The organism is Bacillus sp. 1A (genome assembly GCF_052682215.1).
Map to the genome: position 1 here is coordinate 2659070 of NZ_JBQYLZ010000001.1, position 20616 is coordinate 2679685.

Sequence of the window (20616 nt, forward strand, 5' to 3'; positions counted from 1 at the left end):
GGTCGTTTTTTTATAGTATTGTTAAAACTTCATGTAAAGAACAGATAGTAGGAACATCAAACTTGAGTTGCAAGTTATCCCGATTTAACCATATCCCATGCATTCCAGCTGCTGTACTACTAATTGCATCTGTTTCTAATCGATCGCCAATATAATAGCAATCTTTCATTTCAAGATTCAATTGTAATACAGTTCTTTGAAAGATTTTAGGGTTTGGCTTCGATATACCAATCTCACTAGAAGTAAAAATATATTGGAAATATTGTAGAATGTTTAGAGCGGTTAATTTTTCAATTTGTTGTTCATAATCGCCATTACTAATGATACCTAATGAGTACCCTCTTTGCTGCAAGGTTTGTAATGTATAGAGTACATCTTCAAACAGGGTCCAGTTGTTCTTATATAGTTCTATATATTGATTGAATCTATGCTGAGATTCTCTGGCTGATAAGTTTACTCCGTATGTTTTAAATAAATGATACATTCGCATTACTTGTTGTTCTTGGAAAGATAATTCCTTGGATAAAAATTTGTTGAAATATTTTTCTGATAATTCATGCCAGAATTTTGTGGCTTCTAATTCATTACCTAAAAAAATAGTGTTATATGTTTGAAAGAAATCTATAATACCTTTACTTTCAGCAGTATCATAATCAAGTAAAGTTCCATCAATATCAAAGAAAATCATATGACAATCTCCTTGCTAACAACTATTTAGCGTTTTCCACAACCTCATATCCTCTCACAAACAATAGCGTCATATAAGAAACAATAAATGAGAAGATGCTGTACATACCAACCCAAAAGAAAAATTTTGGAGTAAAGGCGATAACACCTATTATTAAAAAACTAGCAAACGTTACAATCGGCATTACGTAATACGTTTTCGTCTTGCGCGTTCCAATAACAGAAACGATAAAGATAAGTAATGGACAAATTAATAAGACGAAAATCAATTCATTCATAGTTATGTCCCCTTTTCTAATGGAAGTAATCTGTTTCTCGTAAACGTTTTGAAGTAAATACTCTCTTAATATAATTTCGCTAATATATACATAATCCCTTTTGGAAGTCAGTAATAAATGATGGATTTCACAATAAAAAACGTAAGCAAGAGAACACTTACTTACGTTATAAAATAAACATCGCAACGATCGTGGTGACAATTAAGCCAATCACAACGGGTAAAAAGTTTCGGCGTGCAAGTTCAAATGGATCAACTTTACAAATGGCAGCGGCAGAAATAAGCGCCCAAGGAATTAACGTTCCGCCCCCAGTCCAGATTGCAGCAATTTGCCCGAGTGCTGTTAATGTAGCTGTTCCATGCCCAAGTGCTGTTCCAAAAAGGTTAGCAATCGAACCAGCAAGTGAAATGCCGGAAAATCCAGATCCATCTAATCCAGTTATGATGCCAACGATAGTTAATGTTCCCGCCGATACATATTGGTTTAAAGGAACAGTTTGAGATAAGGCGATCCCTAAGTCGTTAATGATTCCATGTGAACCTTTCGGTAAATAGTCTCCGATAATTTTTACAAAACCGCTATCTCCTAAATAAAAGAGTGCAGCAATTGGAATAACTGGGCCGAAAATTTTAAATCCAAATTGGAGCCCTTCTATAAAATAATCGGTCGTTTTATTCAGTCCATTTTCTTTGTAAGCGATGAGGGAAATAATGATAATCATAATAACAGTCGTCCCGCCGATAAGTGCAGTTGCGTCGCTTCCTTGTAGTTTAAATTGAATCATGAAAAGGATATCGATGGCATATACGATCGGAATACAAATAGCGAGCCATTTTTTTGTTCGAGGAGATAATGAAGTGAGCGTTTTAGAAGACTCAGTTGATGGGATAGATTCTTGCAACGATAAGCCTGTATGGAATTCTTTTCGTAAGAAGAAAAATGCGACGGAAGTTGTCACAATACCCATAACGATAACGAGGGGAACACTGGCAGAAACAACGCTGGAAACAGGAAGACCAGCAGCATCCGCTGTTAATTTCGATGCACCTTGAATAACGAAGTCACCAGATAAGGCGATGCCGTGTCCGAACAAGTTCATAGCAATGGCAACTCCAATTGGCGGAAGGCCGACGCGCACAGCCACGGGTAATAAAATAGCTCCCATTAAAGCGACAGCTGGAGAAGGCCAAAAGAAGAAAGAAATTGTCATCATTAAAAGGCCGATAATCCAGTAGGCGAGGGTAGGGGTACGAATCATCTTTGTAAATGGTGAAATCATCGTATCATTTATGCCAGTATGAACGAGTAGATTGCTCATTGATACGATAATGGAGATGATTAATATAGTTGGTAATAGCTCAGTAATGGCGTAAATGAAACTTTGAAAAATACCGCTAACGGCAAGAGGGATAGAACTTGTAGCAGTTAATGCTAATAAAAAGATAAAAACGATACAAATAATCGTCGTATCTTTCCGGAGAATAAAAAAAGTAATAATAGTGAGTAAACAAAGAATATAGAGAGCATGCAACAGCGTTAATTCAACTCCCATAACATTCACATCCTTTAGGCATTCGTGTAGTTTATTGTATGAAAGCAGTAAAAGTATGTGAGTATAGGAAAAAGAAAAAAAGTGAAATTTCATATACTGTAATGGTAAGAAGTAGAAATGGAGGTTACAATACAATTAATCCTAAAAATGGAATTTAAGGAGGGCTTATGCACAAAAAAATTGGATTTTGGGGATTCGTTATATCTTGTAGTCTATTAATCATTTTAAACCTGTTTACAAACAATGAATGGATCAGTATTATACCTGTTTTCGGGTTTGTATTTATACTTTTATATAACTGGGATGATATGAAACAATATAGTAAGAAAAGTATCGGATTTATGATAGGCATTATTGTTATTTGTTCATTTATCGCAGGGATTATTTTAATAGAGGGGCAGAAGCAAATGGAGAAAATGTCTATTTTTCAAGAATGGATGTCATCTGCGAAGGGGCTTTATATTGTAATTGTATTTGTTATTTTACTAAGATTTGTTATAAGCATAGTAAGTTACATATTAAAGGAGAAGTAGAATGGGGGGGGAAGAATGAGAGAGAAAATAGGTTATTATGGTGTGCTCGTTTGTTTACTATTATCAGTTATTTCAGGGCAATTTCTTAAAAGTGAATGGGTACCAATTATATTATGTATAGGAGTATTGATATTTGCTCCCATGTATCGCTGGGATGAATGGAAAGCATATAGCAGAAAAAAGAAATTTGTTTTCAGCATCGAGTTTGTCATTATAATTAGCACAATTCCATTTTTGTTATTGAAAGGAAATGAGATAATAGATGGAATTATAATGTTTCAAGGGTGGTTGTTTATTGTAAAATTGCTATACTTAATATGTATTTTAATATCGGTAGCGGTAGTTGCTAAAAAAATAAACGAAAAGTTATTCGTTAATGAATAAAAGAAAGTGCCACCTTATCCGGTGGCACTTTCTTACTTTACTGAATGTGTTTTTTGCATCTTTTTAACTAAACGAATTTGTCCGCGATGATTGATTTCATCTTCAAAAACGTGAAACCATTTAAAGTAGTTGTTTGCTGGTTTGTCATACCAAAAGTCTGTCGTTTTAAATAGCCATTCATCAGGTAACGATTGAAAAGTCTCGATCGTTTTGGAACGTACTTTTTCTAATGTGTTTATGTAAAATTCTATAGAGTTTCCTTTTATTTTCTCGCGTCCAAGAACTCCTAACTCAATAGCAGGTAACCACTGTTCTAATTCAGCCTCCGTTGGTTCACGGTCTTCAAAAGTATGAATTTGGTAGTAAAATTCAATAGCAGCCATATGGTACAAAAGCATACCAATTGAGTTTGCTTCCTCATCATATAAATAATCAAGTTCTTCAATTGTTAAACATTCCACCGCTTGCATTGTTGTATAGCGAGCGTAATTCATCATGGAAACAAGTTTGGAAAATTCAGCTTGCAAACCATCTATTTTATCAATTACAAAATTCAATTTAAATTCCCCCTCTTTAAACGACGACTCCAGAGAAAGAATTCTATGTGCAGAGAAAAACTCCTTTTAAAAGGTTATGATTTTAACAAGGTATGACAATTAGTTCCCGATTTGATTTTGTAATAACTTCATATCCGTCTTTTGTAATGACAATATCATCTTCAATTCTACAACCGCCCCAGTTTGGTATGTAAATACCAGGTTCAACTGTAACGACCATACCTTCTTCTAAAGTAGCCTTACTTTCTTGGGATAGGCGAAGAGGTTCATGTATTTCTAACCCAAGACCATGACCGGTAGAGTGTCCAAAATATTGGCCGTATCCATGCTCAGTAATGTAATCTCTCGTTATATCATCGATACTTTTCGCAGTTTCTCCAGGTTTAATTGCTTCCGTCCCACGTTTTAACGCTTCTCGTACAACATTGTATATCTTTTTGAATTCTTCTGATGGTTCCCCAATTGCTACAGTACGTGTTATATCGGAACAATATCCGTCGTAAAGTGCACCGAAATCTAATGTAACGACGTCGCCTCGCTCGATTATTTTATTTGATGCAACTCCATGAGGAAGTGAAGAGCGAACGCCAGAAGCTACAATGATTTGAAATGATGAGGAGGTAGCCCCTTTTTTACGCATGAAAAATTCTAACTCATCTCGTACATCATTTTCACTTATTCCTGGTTTTAGAAACGTAAGGATGTGGTGAAATGCTTCGTCAGCAATATTAGCTGCAATTTTCATTGTTTCTATTTCAGGCGTGTCTTTAATAATACGAATATTTTCGATGATTTCGCACACTTGAATCATTTCCACATGTACGTATTTTTGTAAGTTTTTATATTGTTGCAATGTCATGTTGTTTTCTTCAATTCCGAGTTTTTGAATGTTTAATTTCGATACTTGATTTGCAATTTCTTTTTCTAAATTTCCTTTATGCATAATAATTTCAGCATCTTTTATTTGTGATTTCGCTTGATCTACATAGCGAAAATCAGTTATAAAAACAGCTTTATCCGCAGAGATTAAGACGACGCCAGCACTACCTGTAAAGCCTGTTGCATATTGGCGGTTTTCTTTTTTTGTAATAAGTAATCCGTCAATTTCATAGTTTTGTAGTTGATTTTGGATTTTATTAATTTTTAAAGTCATGTTAATTCCCCCTATTCACAGTATTGAATAAAGCAAATAGTGTGCCAAAATATATATTTGAAGAAAAGATAGTAGGAACAACATATATTTTAGGGGAGATAAAAAATAGCTCGCTATTTGTGGGAGACGGTTTGTTCATAAAATCCAGATTGCTTCAATAAATAGCAGGGGGATGAAAAAATATTGATTGGAGGCGCACTTTATTTACATGTTGTAAAAAAATTTATACAACTGTGAAATGACACTGTCAATTTTTTTGACAATATTGAAAGGGAGAAAGATGTTTTGAGTTATTGAATGGATATAGGAACTAAATTGAAAAAATATAAAAAATGCGTTGCTTATGAGCAACGCATTTTTATATTTAAGCTTTTAATTTCATTACAGTATCAGCATCAGGTGTTACATATACGGTTTGCTGATTGTCGTACGTAACAAAACCAAGTTTTGCACCACTCGGTTTTTTGACATGGCGTATTTTGGTGAAATCTACAGGAACAGAACTAGAATCTTTTGCTTTACTGAAATAGGCAGCGATTTTAGCAGCTTCTAACACGGTTTCTTCGGTAGGTTCAAGAGAACGAATGACAACATGAGACCCAGGGATATCTTTCGTATGTAACCAAATTTCATCACGACGGGCAAACTTCGTTGTTAAATAATCGTTTTGCTTGTTGTTTTTACCGACGAAAATTTCTGTTCCGTCACTAGCTAAATATTTGTCTAATACCGGTTTAGTTGGTTTCTTCTTAGCATTTTTTGCTTTACGATTGCGCATATAACCTTCGTCAGCTAATTCCTCGCGAATTTCTTCAATATCTTTTGAAGAAGCAGCTTCCATTTGTTGAAGTAAGCTATCAAAATAAAGAATTTCTTCATTTGTTTTTTCGATTTGTTCTTCTACAACAACAACTGAATTTTTCGCTTTTTGGTACTTTTGGAAATAGCGTTGCGCATTGTCAGATGGTGTTTTTAAAGGATCTAATGTAATTTTTACAGTTCCGCCATTTTCGTCGTAATAGTTAACGACTTCAATATCTTTATCACCTTTTTTCAAAGCGTACATATTGGCTGTAAGTAGTTCTCCAAATAGTTGATATTTATCTGCTTTTCCGGCATCTTGTAATGTTTTTTCTAGTTTAATGAGTTTCTTCTCATTTTTATTTTTTTCGTTTTGCATAAAGCGCTCTAAATCATAAGCTTGTTGTTTTACACGGTCGCGCTCTGCTTTTCCGAAAAAGAAACGGTCTAGCAATTCACTAACAGATGAGAATGTCTTGTCTTCTCCTTGCAAGTGTGCAAGAGGGAAAAGATAAAAGAATTCTTTTCCATTTGAAGTAGTCATTGTTGGTGAATATGTATGAGTTAGTAATGGTTTTTGTATGGAGAAAAATGCGTCCGCTAATGCTTTTTCATTTACCATACCTGCTTTTTTCACTACTTCTTTTGCGAATAACGGCGAAATTCCCGTAAAGGTGCCGACAAGCTGTTTATCCATGTTTCCAGATAGAAAGTCTAGCGGTCTAATAAATTCATCATTTGTTTCAATCTGGAGTGGGTTAATTTTATGTTGTGCTGGTGGTGCAATGTACTCCGCTCCAGCATATACAGTTCGATGTCGGTTTACCGCTAAAGAAACGTGTTTTAAGCTATCTAAAATATTGTTTGTTTTTGTATCTACTAAAATGATGTTACTATGTCGTCCCATTATTTCAATTACTAATGTTTTTAGCGATTCGTCACCAATTTCATTTCTGCTACGAACTGTAATTTGAATAATGCGCTCTAAACCAATTTGTTCAATTTTTTCAATGAATCCACCTTCTAAATGCTTACGAAGAAGCATACAAAACATTGGCGGAAGTGCAGGTGAATCGTAATTTTGATTTGTTAAGTGTAAACGTGCATATGTCGGATGAGCGGAAAGAATTAGTTTTTGATTTTTTCCGTTTGCTCGAATATGTAATAAAATCTCGTATTTTGAAGGTTGATATATTTTGGAAATTCTTCCAGTGTAAAGAGAATTTGCAATTTCATGTGTAATTGCTCTTGTAAATAATCCATCGAATGCCATAAATGAACACTCCTTTCTAACTAAAAGTTAATTATAGCATTTTTTTGGACGAGGCTGAATAAGCTTTCAATAGAGTATGTCTGGAATCAGGAGGTCGATAGCGGGATGAACTGGTATGGAATGCGCGCAAACGAAGTGGAAGAAAGAACGAATACGAATGTGAAGGTTGGGCTTACAGAGAAGGAAGCAGAAGGGCGAATAAAAAAATTTGGTACAAATGAATTAGATGAAGCCAAAAGGCCTTCTGCACTGATGGTATTTTTGGCGCAGTTTAAAGATTTTATGGTACTTGTTTTATTTGGTGCAACAATAGTTTCAGCTTTTTTAGGTGAATACATTGATTCTATTGCGATTGTTGCGATTGTTATTATCAATGGTATTCTTGGCTTTTTTCAAGAAAGAAAGGCTGAAAAGTCACTGGAAGCTTTAAAAGAGCTAGCCGCCCCGCAAGTTACTGTAATGCGGAATGGAAATTGGGTAAAAGCACCGTCTAAAGCACTTGTTTTAGGTGATATCATTAAATTTTCTAGTGGTGATCGTATTGGGGCGGATGTACGTCTTGTTGAGGCATCAAGTTTATATATCGAAGAATCAGCTTTGACAGGAGAGTCAGTACCGGTGCAGAAGAAGGTAGAAGCTCTGCAGGGGAAAGATGTTTCAATTGGTGATCAAAAAAATATGGCTTTTATGGGTACGATGATTACACGAGGAGCTGGAACAGGGGTCGTTGTAGCAACTGGTATGAATACAGCGATGGGCCAAATTGCAAATATGTTACAAAATGCAGAGCAAATGGAAACACCACTGCAAAGAAGATTAGAGCAACTCGGGAAAATATTAATTATTGTCGCTCTTATTTTGACAGCGCTTGTTGTATTAGCCGGTGTGTATCAAGGGAATGAAGTGTATCATATGTTTTTAGCAGGCGTGTCGCTAGCTGTTGCTGCTATTCCTGAAGGATTACCAGCAATTGTTACAGTAGCTTTATCGCTTGGTGTACAGCGTATGATTAAAAAGAGAGCAATTGTAAGGAAGTTACCAGCGGTAGAAACGTTAGGATGCGCTTCTGTTATATGCTCTGATAAAACAGGAACAATGACGCAAAACAAAATGATGGTAACACATATGTGGTCAGGTGGGGAATTATGGAAAGTTACGGGTCAAGGATATGAACCTAATGGCTCTTTTTTGAAAGGTGAAAAAGAATGCGATCCAGCTAAAACAAAAGCACTGTATCAACTACTAACATTTGGTTCACTTTGTAATAACGCAAATATTATTCAAAAGAAAAAGGCGTATGTATTAGATGGAGATCCAACTGAGGGAGCACTTGTAGCTGCAGCAATGAAAGCGGGGATAACGCGTGAGGCACTGAAAGGGAAATTTGAAATTATTCGTGAATTTCCATTCGATTCAACTCGAAAAATGATGAGTGTTATTGTGCGAGATAGAGAGGGGAAAAAGTTTCTTGTTACGAAGGGAGCACCAGATGTCCTCCTGCAAATGAGTCAAACGATTTTATGGGGGGATAAGCAACAACCGTTAAGTGAGTTGTATAGAAAAGAAGTACAGGCGGCTATTCATAGTTTAGGTAGTCAAGCGCTCCGAACAATTGCAGTTGCATTTAAGCCATTAAAAGTAACAGATTCTATTGAACATGAAAGAGACGTTGAAAAAGATTTTATGTTGGTCGGGATACAGGGAATGATTGATCCGCCAAGACCAGAGGTAGAACAGGCTGTAAAAGAGTGCAGAGAAGCTGGTATTCGAACAGTGATGATTACAGGAGATCATAAAGTGACAGCAATGGCAATTGCGGAACAATTAGGGGTTTTACCACCTGGTGGACGTGTTGTTGAAGGAGTAGAACTCGCGAATATGGATGTAGAGGAACTAGAAAGTGTTGTAGAAGATACGTATGTATTTGCTCGAGTATCACCTGAACATAAATTGAAGATTGTTAAGGCGTTGCAAAATAAAGGGCATATAGTAGCGATGACAGGTGATGGAGTAAACGATGCTCCGGCTATAAAAACAGCGGATATTGGGATAGCGATGGGAATTACAGGGACAGACGTTGCGAAAGAAGCTTCTTCTCTTGTTTTGCTAGATGATAATTTTGCTACGATTAAATCAGCAATTAAAGAAGGTAGAAATATATACGAGAATATACGTAAGTTTATTCGTTATTTATTAGCATCGAACGTAGGAGAAATTTTAGTCATGTTATTTGCAATGTTACTTGCATTACCGCTGCCGATGGTTCCCATTCAAATTTTATGGGTGAACTTAGTGACTGACGGATTACCGGCGATGGCATTAGGATTGGATAAGGCGGAAGGAGACGTTATGAAGAGAACGCCGCGTCATCCGAAAGAAGGGGTATTTGCTAGAGGGCTTGCCTGGAAAATTATAAGCCGTGGCTTTCTAATTGGAGCAGTGACGTTAGTGGCGTTTATTATTGCATATAATCAACATCCAAATGAACTGAAATATGCACAAACTGTGGCGTTTGCGACGTTGGTACTTGCACAACTTATTCATGTATTTGATTGCCGAAGTGAACATTCAATCTTCCACCGTAATCCGTTTGGGAACGTGTATTTAGTAGGAGCGGTTATTATTTCTTTACTGTTAATGTTAGTGGTTATATATTACCCACCGCTACAACCGATCTTTAGTACAATGCCAATACAAGCGAGAGATTGGTTGTTAATTGGAGGTTTGTCATCAATTCCGACCTTCTTATTAGTAGGTTCTTTATTAACAGGGAAAAAGGGGAAGAAGGAAAAGCCAGTATTATATAAGAAGGGATTAAACTTGAAATAGTCAATGATATGAAAATGTGATATAATTTACAGAAGGTAGTAGAGCCTTGTCTCTATTACCTTTTTCATTGAGTTATTTCATGGCTTGGATGTGATAAAAATGATTTGTAGTATGACAGGATTTGGAAGATCGAAAGTAGAAAATGATACTTTTCAAATTACAGTAGAAATGAAATCGGTGAACCACCGTTTCCTAGAGATGAGTATTCGACTTCCGAAGCAAATGATGATATTTGAAGAAAAAATTCGTAAAATAATTGCAGAACAAGTTCGGCGTGGACGCATTGAAGTGTCTATTAGTATAACGGGTGAAGGGCTTGTTGAAAGAAAATTAAATGTGAATTGGTCGCTTCTTGAGCAGTACCAATCGATTATGGAAGATATAAAAGGAAAATTTCAATTACAAGATTCTATTACACTTCAGCAATTAATGGAAATGCCAGAAGTAACAGCGATTGAAGAAGTAGAAAATGTAAATGAACAATTTGAGAACGGTTTATATGAGGCTGTTCGCCAAGCTGCTCATATGTTAAAAACGATGAGGGATGGCGAAGGAGAACGATTACATAAAGATATAGCGTATCGTCTACAAGAGATTCACAATTGTGTAAATGCAATTATTCCGCATGTACCGATTGTTACACAAAAATATCGTGAACGATTAGAAAATCGCTTAAAAGAATTACATAATCAAGATCTAGATGAACAAAGATTGTTAACAGAAGTCGCAATCTTTGCAGAGCGTTGTGATATTCACGAAGAGTTAGTTCGTTTGCAAAGTCATTTAGAGCAATTTCGTGAAACACTGCAGATTGAAGAGCCTGTTGGAAGGAAAATGGATTTCATCGTGCAAGAGATGCATAGAGAAATTAATACGATTGGTTCTAAGGCAAATGACTTAACAATTTCAAAATATGTTGTAGAAATGAAAAATAACCTTGAAAAAATTCGTGAACAAGTACAAAATATTGAGTAGCTTTCAAAAAATATATAAAGTTATACGTGGTGGAGAAATCGGATAGACTTACTAGGAGGCGCAAACTATGGCCATGCGGTTTTTAAATATTGGATACGGAAATATTGTATCTGCTCATCGAATTATTGCTATTGTAAGTCCGGAGTCAGCTCCTATTAAACGAACAGTACAGGAAGCACGCGAACATAATGCTTTGCTTGATGCTACGTATGGGAGAAAAACAAGGGCGGTTATTGTTATGGATGATGGGCATGTGGTATTAAGTCCAATTCAGCCAGAGACGATTGCACATCGTTTGAATAATAAAGAAGATTTAAGTGAGGAAGGGTAGGTTTTACATATTTATGAGAAGTAGAAGAGGATTGCTCATCGTTCTTTCAGGACCTTCTGGGGTTGGTAAAGGAACGGTTCGAAAAGAGCTGTTTAGTCATGAGGATACACGTTTTCAGTACTCCATTTCAGTAACGACACGTAAGCCACGTGAAGGTGAAGTAGATGGTGTGGATTATTTCTTTAAAGAGAGAGAAGAATTTGAGGAAATGATTCGTAATGAAAAATTACTGGAGTGGGCTGAGTTCGTAGGTAATTATTACGGAACACCGATTGACTATGTTGAAAAAACATTACAAGAAGGAAAAGATGTATTCTTAGAAATTGAAGTGCAAGGAGCAATTCAAGTTAAGAAAGCTTTCCCAGAAGGTGTATTTATTTTCTTAGCACCTCCAAGTTTATCTGAACTAAAGAACCGTATTGTCGGCCGTGGTACAGAAACTGAAGATGTTATTGAAAATCGTTTAACGGTAGCGAAAGAAGAAATCGAAATGATGGACGCTTACGACTATGTTGTAGAAAACGATCAAGTTGAATTAGCTTGTGAAAGAATTAAAGCAATTGTGGTTGGTGAACATTGCCGCCGCGAAAGAGTAGCAAAATATTATAAAGAAATGACGGAGGGTCTATAATTATGTTAAATCCATCAATTGATTCATTATTAACAAAAATCGATTCTAAATATACACTTGTAACAGTAGCTGCAAAACGTGCGCGTGAAATGCAACTTGCTGATAACTGTGTTATCGAGCAACCTGTTTCTCATAAATGTGTAGGTAAATCATTAGAAGAAATCGATGCAGAAGTATTAAAATATGTACCAAGCGAAGGCAAAATCATCGATTAAGACATTCTTTTCGACAAATTAAAACATAGACTTTATAATTTTCTATGTAACGGTAACAACCTATTTACAAGTAGGTTGTTATTTTTTTACGATAGGGAAGAAATATTGGTACTGATGAGCTGGGAATTCTGTTTCAGTATTATAAGTTTGAAAAAGAAAGAGGACGAGCCATATGCTAAAAGGGAAAAAGATACTTCTATGTGTAACAGGAGGCATTGCGGTCTTTAAAGCGGCTGCGTTAACTAGTAAATTGACACAGGCTGGTGCTATTGTAAAAGTAATGATGAGTGAGTCGGCAATGAAGTTTGTTACGCCTCTTACATTTCAAGCACTTTCTCGCCATGACGTATATACAGATACATTCGATGAGAAAGACTCGGCTGTTATTGCACATATCGATTTAGCAGATTGGGCAGATGTAGTACTTGTTGCACCTGCTACTGCCAATTGTATTGGGAAGTTAGCTGGTGGTATTGCAGACGATATGATTACAACTACTTTGTTAGCTACTACAGCCCCAGTGTGGATTGCACCTGCTATGAATGTGCATATGTATGAAAACAAAATTGTACAAAAAAATATGATGACGTTGAAAACGTTAGGATATACATTTATTGAGCCTGGAGAAGGTTTTTTAGCGTGTGGTTATGTTGCGAAGGGAAGACTAGAAGAACCGGAAGCAATTATTGCACGGTTAGAAGAGGCTTTTTCCGAACAAAAACCGTTGCAAGGAAAAAAAATATTAATAACTGCTGGCCCAACTCGTGAAAAGATTGATCCAGTGCGTTTTATGACCAATTTTTCTTCTGGGAAAATGGGATATGCAATTGCGGAAGTGGCAGCGAACTTAGGTGCTGATGTCATACTTGTTTCGGGACCGACAGCATTAAACCCACCATTACATGTAAATACGGTACAAGTGGAATCTGCACAAGATATGTTAGAAGTAGTTCTGCAACAGTATCAAAACGTAGATGTTGTCATTAAAACAGCAGCAGTTGCAGATTATCGCCCGAAATATGTTCATGATAATAAAATGAAAAAGAAAAATGGTGATGCTGTAATCGAACTCGAGAGAACAGTAGATATTTTAAAAACGTTAGGTGAGATGAAGGATAAACAGTTACTTATCGGTTTTGCGGCTGAAACGACAAAGGTAGAGGAATACGCAACAAAAAAATTACGTGAGAAAAATGCGAATATGATTGTTGCGAACGATGTAAAGGCACAAGGAGCTGGATTTGGTACAGATACAAACATTGTAACAATGTATAGAAAAGATGGAGAAGTTATCGAGTTACCACTTTTAACGAAGAAAGAGGTTGCTCGTGAAATATTAAAGCAAATTGAAATGATGTTAGAAGATGATCGTCTATGAAATTTGCAAGTGTAATTGTTGATGTACCTGCACGTCAGACAGATCGACCATTTGATTATATTATCCCTAAAAAGTGGGAAGATATTGTTCAGACAGGCATGCGTGTAGTAGTTCCATTTGGCCCAAGGAAATTGCAAGGCTTTATTATTGGCATCAAAGATTCGGCTGAAGTAGAAAGTAAGAAGCTAAAGACAATCCATGAAATATTAGATGTAACACCAGTTTTAAACGAGGAATTATTAAAGCTTGGATATTGGCTTACAAGCGAAACGTTATGTTATATGATTTCAGCCTTTCAAGTCATGCTTCCAACGGCGATAAAAGCTACGTATAAAAAGCGTCTACAACTTCGTAAACAAGAAGAAGTAGCACCTGAACTACTGTTTTTATTTCAGGACAAAGAAGCGATAGATTGGGAAGCTATTGAGACGCAGCCGCATCTATACCGCACGATTCAACAAGAAATTAAAAATGGCACGATTGAAGTTGTTTATCAGGTAAAAGATAAAGTGCAAAAGAAGAAACAAAGAGTCGTTCAACCGGAGTTGTTAGAAGATAAATTGGAATTAGCAGCATTTGAACTGAAAAGTAAAAAACAACAAGATGTACTCTATTATTTTGTGGAAAATTATAAAAGTGTGCCGTTGAAAGTGATAACAGAAGAGTTGCAAATAACAGACGCTCCGATTAAAGCACTTGTTAAAAAGGGGCTAATTTCAGAAAAGTATGTGGAAGTGTACCGAAATCCGTATGACGATGATGATTTTGAACAAACGAAACCATTCCCACTTACGGAGGAACAAAAGCAAGTTATTGCACCGATTTTATCATCAATTACAAATGAAACTTACAATCCATTTTTACTATATGGTGTTACAGGAAGCGGAAAAACAGAAGTATATTTACAATCTATAGCAGCGGTGCTCGCGAAAGGGAAAGAAGCTATTGTACTTGTTCCTGAAATTGCACTAACGCCTCAAATGGTAGATCGTTTTAAAGGCAGATTTGGCTCGCAAGTTGCGGTTCTTCATAGTGCGCTGTCTGTTGGAGAAAAATATGATGAATGGCGTAAGATTTTAAGAAAAGAAGTGAAAGTTGTAGTTGGTGCACGTTCAGCTGTATTTGCTCCTTTTGAAAATTTAGGGATTATTATTATTGATGAGGAGCATGAATCGAGCTATAAGCAAGAAGATAATCCGAGGTATCATGCAAGGGATGTAGCTGTCTGGAGGGGGCAATATCATAAATGTCCTATCGTTCTTGGTAGTGCAACACCGACACTTGAATCGTTTGCAAGAGCGAAAAAAGGTGTGTATGAATTACTAACGATGGAAAAACGTATGAATAAACAAGCGTTACCAACAGTAGAGATTGTTGATATGCGTGAGGAACTTCGTGACGGGAATCGTTCCATGTTTTCGAAGGCATTGCATGAAAAAATAGCAGATCGATTAGAAAAGAAAGAACAGATGGTGCTCTTTTTAAATAGAAGAGGTCATTCTACATTTGTTATGTGCCGTGATTGTGGGTATGTTGTACAATGTCCGCATTGTGATATCTCGCTGACATATCATAAAATGAACCATCGTTTAAAATGTCATTACTGCAGTCACGAAGAGAATATGCCGACTGCGTGTCCTGCTTGTCAAAGTACATATATTCGTTTCTTTGGTACAGGTACACAAAAGGTAGAAGAAGAAATTACAAAACTATTTCCAGAGGCACGAGTCATTCGAATGGATGTAGATACGACAAGTCGCAAAGGAATGCATGAAAAATTATTAAAGGCGTTCGGGGAAGAAAAAGCAGATATACTACTTGGAACACAAATGATTGCGAAAGGATTAGATTTTCCTAAAGTAACTCTTGTCGGGGTTTTAACTGCAGATACGATGCTTCACTTGCCTGATTTTCGAGCGAGTGAAAAGACGTATCAGTTATTGACGCAAGTAAGTGGACGAGCAGGCAGACATGAATTGCCAGGGGAAGTTATAATTCAAACGTATACGCCAGAACATTACAGTATAGAGTTAGCAAAGAACCAACAATATGATGTGTTTTTTGACCAAGAAATGCAAATGAGACGAACAAGACAATATCCACCTTATTACTATGTTGTGCTTGTAACAGTATCTCATCCAGAATTATTAAAGGCAGTGCAAGTGACGGAAAAAATTGTCGGTCATTTACGGGCGCACTGCACAGAGCAAACGATGGTGTTAGGACCGGTTGCTTCAGCAATTCCAAGGATAAAAGATAGATATCGTTATCAATGCATGATAAAATACAAACGGGAACCAAACTTAAAGAACGTGCTCAAAATGGTAAATGAACATTATCAAGCAGAAATGCAAAAAGAGCTACAAATCTCAATTGATTTTAATCCAACAATGTTAATGTAGCGGAGGGAAATATGGCAGTTTTAGAAATAGTAAAGCATCCAAATGAAGTGTTAGAAACACCATGCGAAAGAGTAATTAACTTTGATAAAAAGTTAGTGAAATTGTTGAAAGATATGCATGAAACAATGTTAATTGCGGACGGAGTCGGTTTAGCTGCGCCTCAAGTAGGTGTAAGCTTGCAAGTTGCGGTAGTTGATATCGGTGATGATACGGGGAAAATCGAGTTAATCAATCCATCGATACTAGAAAAACGTGGTGAACAAGTAGGTCCCGAAGGCTGTCTAAGCTTCCCGGGACTTTATGGTGAAGTGGAACGTGCGGATTATATTAAAGTACGTGCGCAAAATCGCCGAGGTAAAGTATTTTTACTAGAAGCAGAAGGATTTTTAGCACGTGCAATTCAACATGAAATCGATCATTTACACGGTGTGTTATTTACATCGAAAGTGACAAGATATTATGAGGAAAACGAATTAGAATAGGTATTAAAAGGAGCGGTTTTTGAATGATAAAAGTAGTATTTATGGGAACACCGGACTTTTCAGTGCCGGTGCTTCGTCGTCTTATCGAAGATGGCTATGATGTAATAGGTGTTGTGACGCAGCCTGATCGTCCGGTAGGTAGAAAAAAAGTATTAACACCTACACCTGTTAAAGTTGAAGCAGAAAAACATGGTATTCCGGTGTTACAACCGTTAAGAATTCGTGAAAAAGACGAATATGAACAAGTCTTGGCATTAGAGCCAGATTTAATTGTAACAGCTGCTTTCGGTCAGATTGTACCAAATGAAATTTTAGAAGCACCGAAGTATGGATGTATTAACGTCCACGCGTCTTTACTACCTGAACTTCGTGGTGGTGCACCAATCCATTATGCAATTATGGAAGGTAAAGAAAAAACGGGTATTACAATTATGTATATGGTAGAGAAATTGGATGCTGGTGATATCTTAACGCAAGTAGAAGTCGAGATTGAAGAGCGTGAAACGACAGGCTCTTTATTCGATAAGTTAAGTGAAGCAGGGGCACACCTTCTATCTAAAACAGTACCTTTATTAATTCAAGGTAAGTTAGAACCAATTAAACAAAACGAAGAAGAAGTAACGTTTGCATATAATATAAAACGTGAGCAAGAGAAAATTGATTGGACAAAAACAGGTGAAGAAGTATACAATCACATTCGCGGATTGAATCCATGGCCAGTCGCTTATACGACTTTGGCAGGACAAGTTATTAAAGTATGGTGGGGAGAGAAGGTCTCTATTACAGAGAAAGCTGAACCAGGTACAATAGTAGCTCTTGAAGAAGATGGATTTGTTGTTGCAACAGGGAATGAGACAGGTGTTAAAATCACTGAATTGCAACCTTCTGGTAAAAAACGTATGAGTTGTTCGCAATTTTTACGTGGCACAAAACCTGAAATTGGAACGAAGTTAGGAGAAAATGCATGAGACAAAATGTTCGTGAGTTAGCTCTTGATGGTTTAATTCAAGTAGAAAAAAGTGGTGCATACAGTAACTTACTTTTAAATAATCTAATTGAAAAAAATGCAATTGATAGAAAAGATATTGGTTTGTTAACTGAAATTGTATATGGAACGATTCAACGTCGTGACACATTAGATTATTATTTACAGCCTTTTTTAAAAAAGAAGGTTGAGGCGTGGGTAAGAGTATTACTTCGCTTATCTTTATATCAAATGATTTATTTAGACCGAGTGCCAGAAAGAGCGGCTATTCATGAAGCAGTTGAAATTGCAAAGCGTCGCGGGCATAAAGGGATTGCTGGTATGGTAAACGGGGTATTACGTTCGATTCAGAGAGAAGGGGTACCTTCTGTAGATGAAATCAAGGATCCAATAGAACGTTTGGCAATTGCAACAAGTCATCCAATGTGGCTTGTGCAAGACTGGGCTTCTGAATATGGTTTAGAGACAGCAGAGAAAATGTGTGAAGTGAACATGTTACCCCCGGTACCAACAGCGCGTGTAAATGTTGATAAAATAACAGTAGAAGAAGCAATTGAGTTGTTGGCTGGTGAAGGTATAGAAGCGAAGCGCGGCGATTTATCAGAGGATGCAATTCAAATTGAAAGAGGGAATGTAGCGCATACAGATGCGTTCAAAAAAGGTTTTCTTTCTATTCAAGATGAAAGTTCTATGCTTGTAGCACGCGCTTTAGAACCGAATGAGGGAGATGAAGTTCTTGATAGTTGTGCTGCTCCGGGCGGAAAGACAACGCACATTGCAGAGCGATTAAAAGGAACAGGTCAAGTTATGTCTCTTGATTTACATGCACACAAAGTACGTTTAATTAAACAACAAGCAGAGAGACTTGGTCTAGAAAATGTCGAAACAAAAGCACTAGATGCTAGAAAAGTGCAAGAACACTTTGCAAATGAAACATTTGATAAAATATTAGTAGATGCACCATGTTCTGGATTTGGTGTGATTAGACGTAAACCTGATATTAAGTTAGGTAAAAATAAAGGCGATAGTGAAAGATTATCGACGATTCAACTTGCAATACTAGAAAAAATAGCACCGTTATTAAAACAAGGTGGTCGCCTTGTTTATAGTACGTGCACAATAGAAAAAATAGAAAATGAACAAGTAATAAAGCAATTTTTACAAGAGCATCCTGAATTTGAATGGGATACTACGATAAAAGATCGCATGCCAGAAAAGTTAAATCCGTATATTGATGAAGGTCAAGTACGAATTTTACCGCATTATTTTGCAACAGATGGCTTTTATATTGCTTGTTTAAGGAAGAAGGTGTAGCATCGTGGAAACGACTGTGAGAAAACAAAAGAAAAATCTAGAAACGAAGAAACCATCAATTTATTCTTTACAACTTCATGAAATGCAAGATTGGTTAAAGGAACAAGGAGAACCTAAATTCCGTGCAGGACAAATCTTTGATTGGCTATATAAAAAACGTGTAAAAAATTATGACGACATGTCGAATCTTTCTAAAGGATTACGCGATAAATTGTCGAATTCCTTTGATATTACTACTTTAAATACATTGGTAAAACAAACATCTTCTGATGGAACAATTAAATTCTTATTCCAATTATATGATGGTTATTCTATTGAAACAGTGTTAATGCGACACGAATATGGAAATTCTATTTGTGTAACAACACAGGTTGGATGCCGTATTGGTTGTACGTTCTGTGCATCTACACTTGGTGGGTTAAAACGAAACTTAGAGGCTGGAGAGATTGTAGCGCAAGTAGTAGAAGTGCAACGTGCACTTGATGAAACAGAAGAACGTGTAAGTTCGCTTGTTGTTATGGGAATTGGAGAGCCGTTTGATAATTACGACAACTTAATGTCATTCTTACGCATTGTAAACCATGAAAAAGGAATTCATATTGGTGCAAGACATATGACAGTTTCAACAAGTGGAATTGTTCCAAAAATTTATAAGTTCGCTGAAGAAGATATGCAAATTAATTTTGCGATTTCATTGCATTCTGCAAATACAGAGTTACGTTCAAAATTAATGCCGATTAACCGTGCTTATAAGCTACCAGACTTAATGGAAGCTGTTAAATACTATGTAAATAGAACAGGGCGTCGTATTACGTTTGAATATGGCTTATTTGGAGGAGAAAATGACCAAGTTGAGCAAGCTGAAGAACTTGCTGCGCTTTTAAAAGGTGTAAAATGTCATGTAAACTTAATTCCGGTAAACTACGTACCTGAACGTGATTATGTACGTACGCCACGTGAACAAATTTTCTTATTTGAAAAAACGTTAAAAGATCGTGGAGTGAATGTAACAATTCGCCGTGAACAAGGTCATGATATTGATGCAGCCTGCGGTCAGTTACGTGCGAAGGAGCGTAAAGAAGAGACGAGGTGACGAGATGAAAGCCGTGTTTCTATCAGATAAAGGAAAAGTTCGCCAACATAATGAAGATAGTGCAGGAGTTTTTCACAATTTAGATGGAAATATTTTAGCGGTAGTAGCAGATGGAATGGGAGGTCATCGAGCTGGTGATGTAGCTAGCTCGATGACCATTCAATTATTCCATGATTATTGGAAGCAAACGCATAATATGAATGAACCAAAAAAAGTAGAAGAGTGGTTACATACGAGTGTTGGGATTATTAATGAGCGTATATATGAGTACTCTAAGCAACATGTAGAATGTAATGGTATGGGAACAACACTTATAATAGCGATTTGTACGCCAAACTTTGTGACAATAGGTCATATAGGAGATAGTCGTTGTTATATGGTATCAGAGGGAGAAATCTCGCTTGTAACGGAAGATCACTCACTTGTAAATGAACTTGTAAGACATGGTGAAATTTCAAAAGAAGACGCAGAATATCACCCGAAAAAGAATGTTTTGTTAAGGGCATTAGGAACAGAAGAAAAAGTCGGATTAGATGTTAAAACATTGGTGCTTGAGGAAGATGATCAGTTACTTCTTTGCTCGGATGGGTTATCTAACAAAGTTTCTATTGCTGATATGCAACAAATTTTACAGTTAAATGAACAGCTTGAAACTAAGGGACAACGTCTCATTCAATTGGCGAATGATCGTGGCGGGGAAGATAATATCACCCTTGTTCTTATTGATTATGCGGGTTCGACAAACGAAAGTAGGTGAAGTGCA

Annotated in this window: 20 protein-coding genes; 14 read left to right on the forward strand and 6 right to left on the reverse strand. The window is 36.6% G+C overall.

Going from position 1 to position 20616, the window contains the following annotated elements; translation table 11 throughout:
- Positions 1-10: 10 nt before the first annotated feature.
- The 3 genes from ACUN0F_RS13620 to ACUN0F_RS13630 all read right to left on the reverse strand — a co-directional run bounded on the left by ACUN0F_RS13620 (position 11) and on the right by ACUN0F_RS13630 (position 2517).
- Positions 11-688 (reverse strand): HAD family hydrolase, encoded by a 678-nt coding sequence (locus ACUN0F_RS13620; protein WP_445539559.1) that lies wholly within the window; start codon positions 686-688, stop codon positions 11-13.
- A gap of 22 nt (positions 689-710) precedes the next feature.
- A complete protein-coding gene (locus ACUN0F_RS13625) occupies positions 711-965 on the reverse strand; it encodes a YbeF family protein (RefSeq protein WP_087985066.1) in 255 nt (84 codons plus the stop codon).
- A 166-nt stretch (positions 966-1131) separates the two neighbouring features.
- Complete coding sequence (locus ACUN0F_RS13630; RefSeq protein WP_445539560.1) at positions 1132-2517, reverse strand: hypothetical protein; 1386 nt, start codon at positions 2515-2517, stop codon at positions 1132-1134.
- Positions 2518-2684: 167 nt separating this feature from the next.
- Between ACUN0F_RS13630 and ACUN0F_RS13635 the strand changes: the two genes are divergently transcribed.
- Positions 2685-3050 (forward strand): YoqO family protein, encoded by a 366-nt coding sequence (locus ACUN0F_RS13635; protein WP_264460887.1) that lies wholly within the window; start codon positions 2685-2687, stop codon positions 3048-3050.
- 15 nt (positions 3051-3065) lie between these two features.
- A complete protein-coding gene (locus tag ACUN0F_RS13640; protein ID WP_264460888.1) occupies positions 3066-3434 on the forward strand; it encodes a YoqO family protein in 369 nt (122 codons plus the stop codon).
- A gap of 32 nt (positions 3435-3466) precedes the next feature.
- On the opposite strand, the gene ACUN0F_RS13645 is transcribed toward ACUN0F_RS13640, so the two are convergent.
- The 3 genes from ACUN0F_RS13645 to ACUN0F_RS13655 form a co-directional block, all read right to left on the reverse strand.
- Positions 3467-3991, reverse strand: coding sequence for a DinB family protein (locus ACUN0F_RS13645; RefSeq protein ID WP_264460889.1), 525 nt, complete (start codon positions 3989-3991; stop codon positions 3467-3469).
- Between the two features lie 82 nt (positions 3992-4073).
- On the reverse strand, positions 4074-5144 hold the full coding sequence (locus ACUN0F_RS13650) for a M24 family metallopeptidase (RefSeq protein ID WP_445539561.1): 1071 nt from the start codon (positions 5142-5144) through the stop codon (positions 4074-4076).
- Positions 5145-5508: 364 nt separating this feature from the next.
- Positions 5509-7218: an Rqc2 family fibronectin-binding protein gene (locus ACUN0F_RS13655; RefSeq protein ID WP_445539562.1), complete on the reverse strand. Its 1710-nt coding sequence runs from the start codon at positions 7216-7218 to the stop codon at positions 5509-5511.
- Between the two features lie 105 nt (positions 7219-7323).
- Between ACUN0F_RS13655 and ACUN0F_RS13660 the strand changes: the two genes are divergently transcribed.
- The 12 genes from ACUN0F_RS13660 (at position 7324) to ACUN0F_RS13715 (ending at position 20610) form a co-directional block, all read left to right on the forward strand.
- Complete coding sequence (locus tag ACUN0F_RS13660) at positions 7324-10047, forward strand: calcium-translocating P-type ATPase, SERCA-type (RefSeq protein ID WP_264460892.1); 2724 nt, start codon at positions 7324-7326, stop codon at positions 10045-10047.
- Positions 10048-10146: 99 nt separating this feature from the next.
- The gene (locus ACUN0F_RS13665; RefSeq protein WP_445539563.1) at positions 10147-11022 is read left to right on the forward strand and encodes a YicC/YloC family endoribonuclease; all 876 of its coding nucleotides are present in this window, start codon (positions 10147-10149) and stop codon (positions 11020-11022) included.
- A 67-nt stretch (positions 11023-11089) separates the two neighbouring features.
- A complete protein-coding gene (gene remA / locus ACUN0F_RS13670) occupies positions 11090-11353 on the forward strand; it encodes an extracellular matrix/biofilm regulator RemA (RefSeq protein ID WP_001251456.1) in 264 nt (87 codons plus the stop codon).
- Positions 11354-11366: 13 nt separating this feature from the next.
- Entirely contained in the window at positions 11367-11984 is a 618-nt protein-coding gene (gene gmk, locus ACUN0F_RS13675) for a guanylate kinase (RefSeq protein ID WP_001257740.1), read from the forward strand.
- A 2-nt stretch (positions 11985-11986) separates the two neighbouring features.
- Complete coding sequence (gene rpoZ / locus ACUN0F_RS13680) at positions 11987-12199, forward strand: DNA-directed RNA polymerase subunit omega (protein WP_000933965.1); 213 nt, start codon at positions 11987-11989, stop codon at positions 12197-12199.
- Positions 12200-12371: 172 nt separating this feature from the next.
- Entirely contained in the window at positions 12372-13577 is a 1206-nt protein-coding gene (gene coaBC, locus ACUN0F_RS13685; RefSeq protein ID WP_000911721.1) for a bifunctional phosphopantothenoylcysteine decarboxylase/phosphopantothenate--cysteine ligase CoaBC, read from the forward strand.
- Positions 13574-15979: a primosomal protein N' gene (gene priA / locus ACUN0F_RS13690; protein WP_000666705.1), complete on the forward strand. Its 2406-nt coding sequence runs from the start codon at positions 13574-13576 to the stop codon at positions 15977-15979. The genes coaBC and priA overlap by 4 nt, the downstream gene beginning before the upstream one ends.
- An 11-nt stretch (positions 15980-15990) precedes the next feature.
- Positions 15991-16461 carry a peptide deformylase gene (gene def / locus ACUN0F_RS13695; RefSeq protein WP_000279468.1) on the forward strand — a complete coding sequence of 157 codons (471 nt, stop codon included), beginning with the start codon at positions 15991-15993 and terminating at the stop codon, positions 16459-16461.
- A gap of 23 nt (positions 16462-16484) precedes the next feature.
- Positions 16485-17429 carry a methionyl-tRNA formyltransferase gene (fmt, locus tag ACUN0F_RS13700; protein ID WP_000598793.1) on the forward strand — a complete coding sequence of 315 codons (945 nt, stop codon included), beginning with the start codon at positions 16485-16487 and terminating at the stop codon, positions 17427-17429.
- Positions 17426-18760, forward strand: coding sequence for a 16S rRNA (cytosine(967)-C(5))-methyltransferase RsmB (gene rsmB / locus ACUN0F_RS13705; RefSeq protein ID WP_001249653.1), 1335 nt, complete (start codon positions 17426-17428; stop codon positions 18758-18760). The genes fmt and rsmB overlap by 4 nt, the downstream gene beginning before the upstream one ends.
- Positions 18761-18764: 4 nt before the next feature.
- A complete protein-coding gene (gene rlmN / locus ACUN0F_RS13710) occupies positions 18765-19853 on the forward strand; it encodes a 23S rRNA (adenine(2503)-C(2))-methyltransferase RlmN (protein WP_000450539.1) in 1089 nt (362 codons plus the stop codon).
- Positions 19854-19857: 4 nt separating this feature from the next.
- A complete protein-coding gene (locus tag ACUN0F_RS13715; RefSeq protein WP_000648694.1) occupies positions 19858-20610 on the forward strand; it encodes a Stp1/IreP family PP2C-type Ser/Thr phosphatase in 753 nt (250 codons plus the stop codon).
- The last annotated feature ends 6 nt before the right edge of the window (positions 20611-20616 follow it).

Coding starts and splice junctions, on each gene's coding strand:
- ACUN0F_RS13620 (WP_445539559.1), bottom strand. CDS start 688: ATGATTTTCTTTGATATTGATGGAACTTTACTTGATTATGATACTGCT.
- ACUN0F_RS13625 (WP_087985066.1), bottom strand. CDS start 965: ATGAATGAATTGATTTTCGTCTTATTAATTTGTCCATTACTTATCTTT.
- ACUN0F_RS13630 (WP_445539560.1), bottom strand. CDS start 2,517: ATGGGAGTTGAATTAACGCTGTTGCATGCTCTCTATATTCTTTGTTTA.
- ACUN0F_RS13635 (WP_264460887.1), top strand. CDS start 2,685: ATGCACAAAAAAATTGGATTTTGGGGATTCGTTATATCTTGTAGTCTA.
- ACUN0F_RS13640 (WP_264460888.1), top strand. CDS start 3,066: ATGAGAGAGAAAATAGGTTATTATGGTGTGCTCGTTTGTTTACTATTA.
- ACUN0F_RS13650 (WP_445539561.1), bottom strand. CDS start 5,144: ATGACTTTAAAAATTAATAAAATCCAAAATCAACTACAAAACTATGAA.
- ACUN0F_RS13655 (WP_445539562.1), bottom strand. CDS start 7,218: ATGGCATTCGATGGATTATTTACAAGAGCAATTACACATGAAATTGCA.
- ACUN0F_RS13660 (WP_264460892.1), top strand. CDS start 7,324: ATGAACTGGTATGGAATGCGCGCAAACGAAGTGGAAGAAAGAACGAAT.
- ACUN0F_RS13665 (WP_445539563.1), top strand. CDS start 10,147: ATGATTTGTAGTATGACAGGATTTGGAAGATCGAAAGTAGAAAATGAT.
- remA (WP_001251456.1), top strand. CDS start 11,090: ATGGCCATGCGGTTTTTAAATATTGGATACGGAAATATTGTATCTGCT.
- gmk (WP_001257740.1), top strand. CDS start 11,367: ATGAGAAGTAGAAGAGGATTGCTCATCGTTCTTTCAGGACCTTCTGGG.
- rpoZ (WP_000933965.1), top strand. CDS start 11,987: ATGTTAAATCCATCAATTGATTCATTATTAACAAAAATCGATTCTAAA.
- coaBC (WP_000911721.1), top strand. CDS start 12,372: ATGCTAAAAGGGAAAAAGATACTTCTATGTGTAACAGGAGGCATTGCG.
- priA (WP_000666705.1), top strand. CDS start 13,574: ATGAAATTTGCAAGTGTAATTGTTGATGTACCTGCACGTCAGACAGAT.
- def (WP_000279468.1), top strand. CDS start 15,991: ATGGCAGTTTTAGAAATAGTAAAGCATCCAAATGAAGTGTTAGAAACA.
- fmt (WP_000598793.1), top strand. CDS start 16,485: ATGATAAAAGTAGTATTTATGGGAACACCGGACTTTTCAGTGCCGGTG.
- rsmB (WP_001249653.1), top strand. CDS start 17,426: ATGAGACAAAATGTTCGTGAGTTAGCTCTTGATGGTTTAATTCAAGTA.
- ACUN0F_RS13715 (WP_000648694.1), top strand. CDS start 19,858: ATGAAAGCCGTGTTTCTATCAGATAAAGGAAAAGTTCGCCAACATAAT.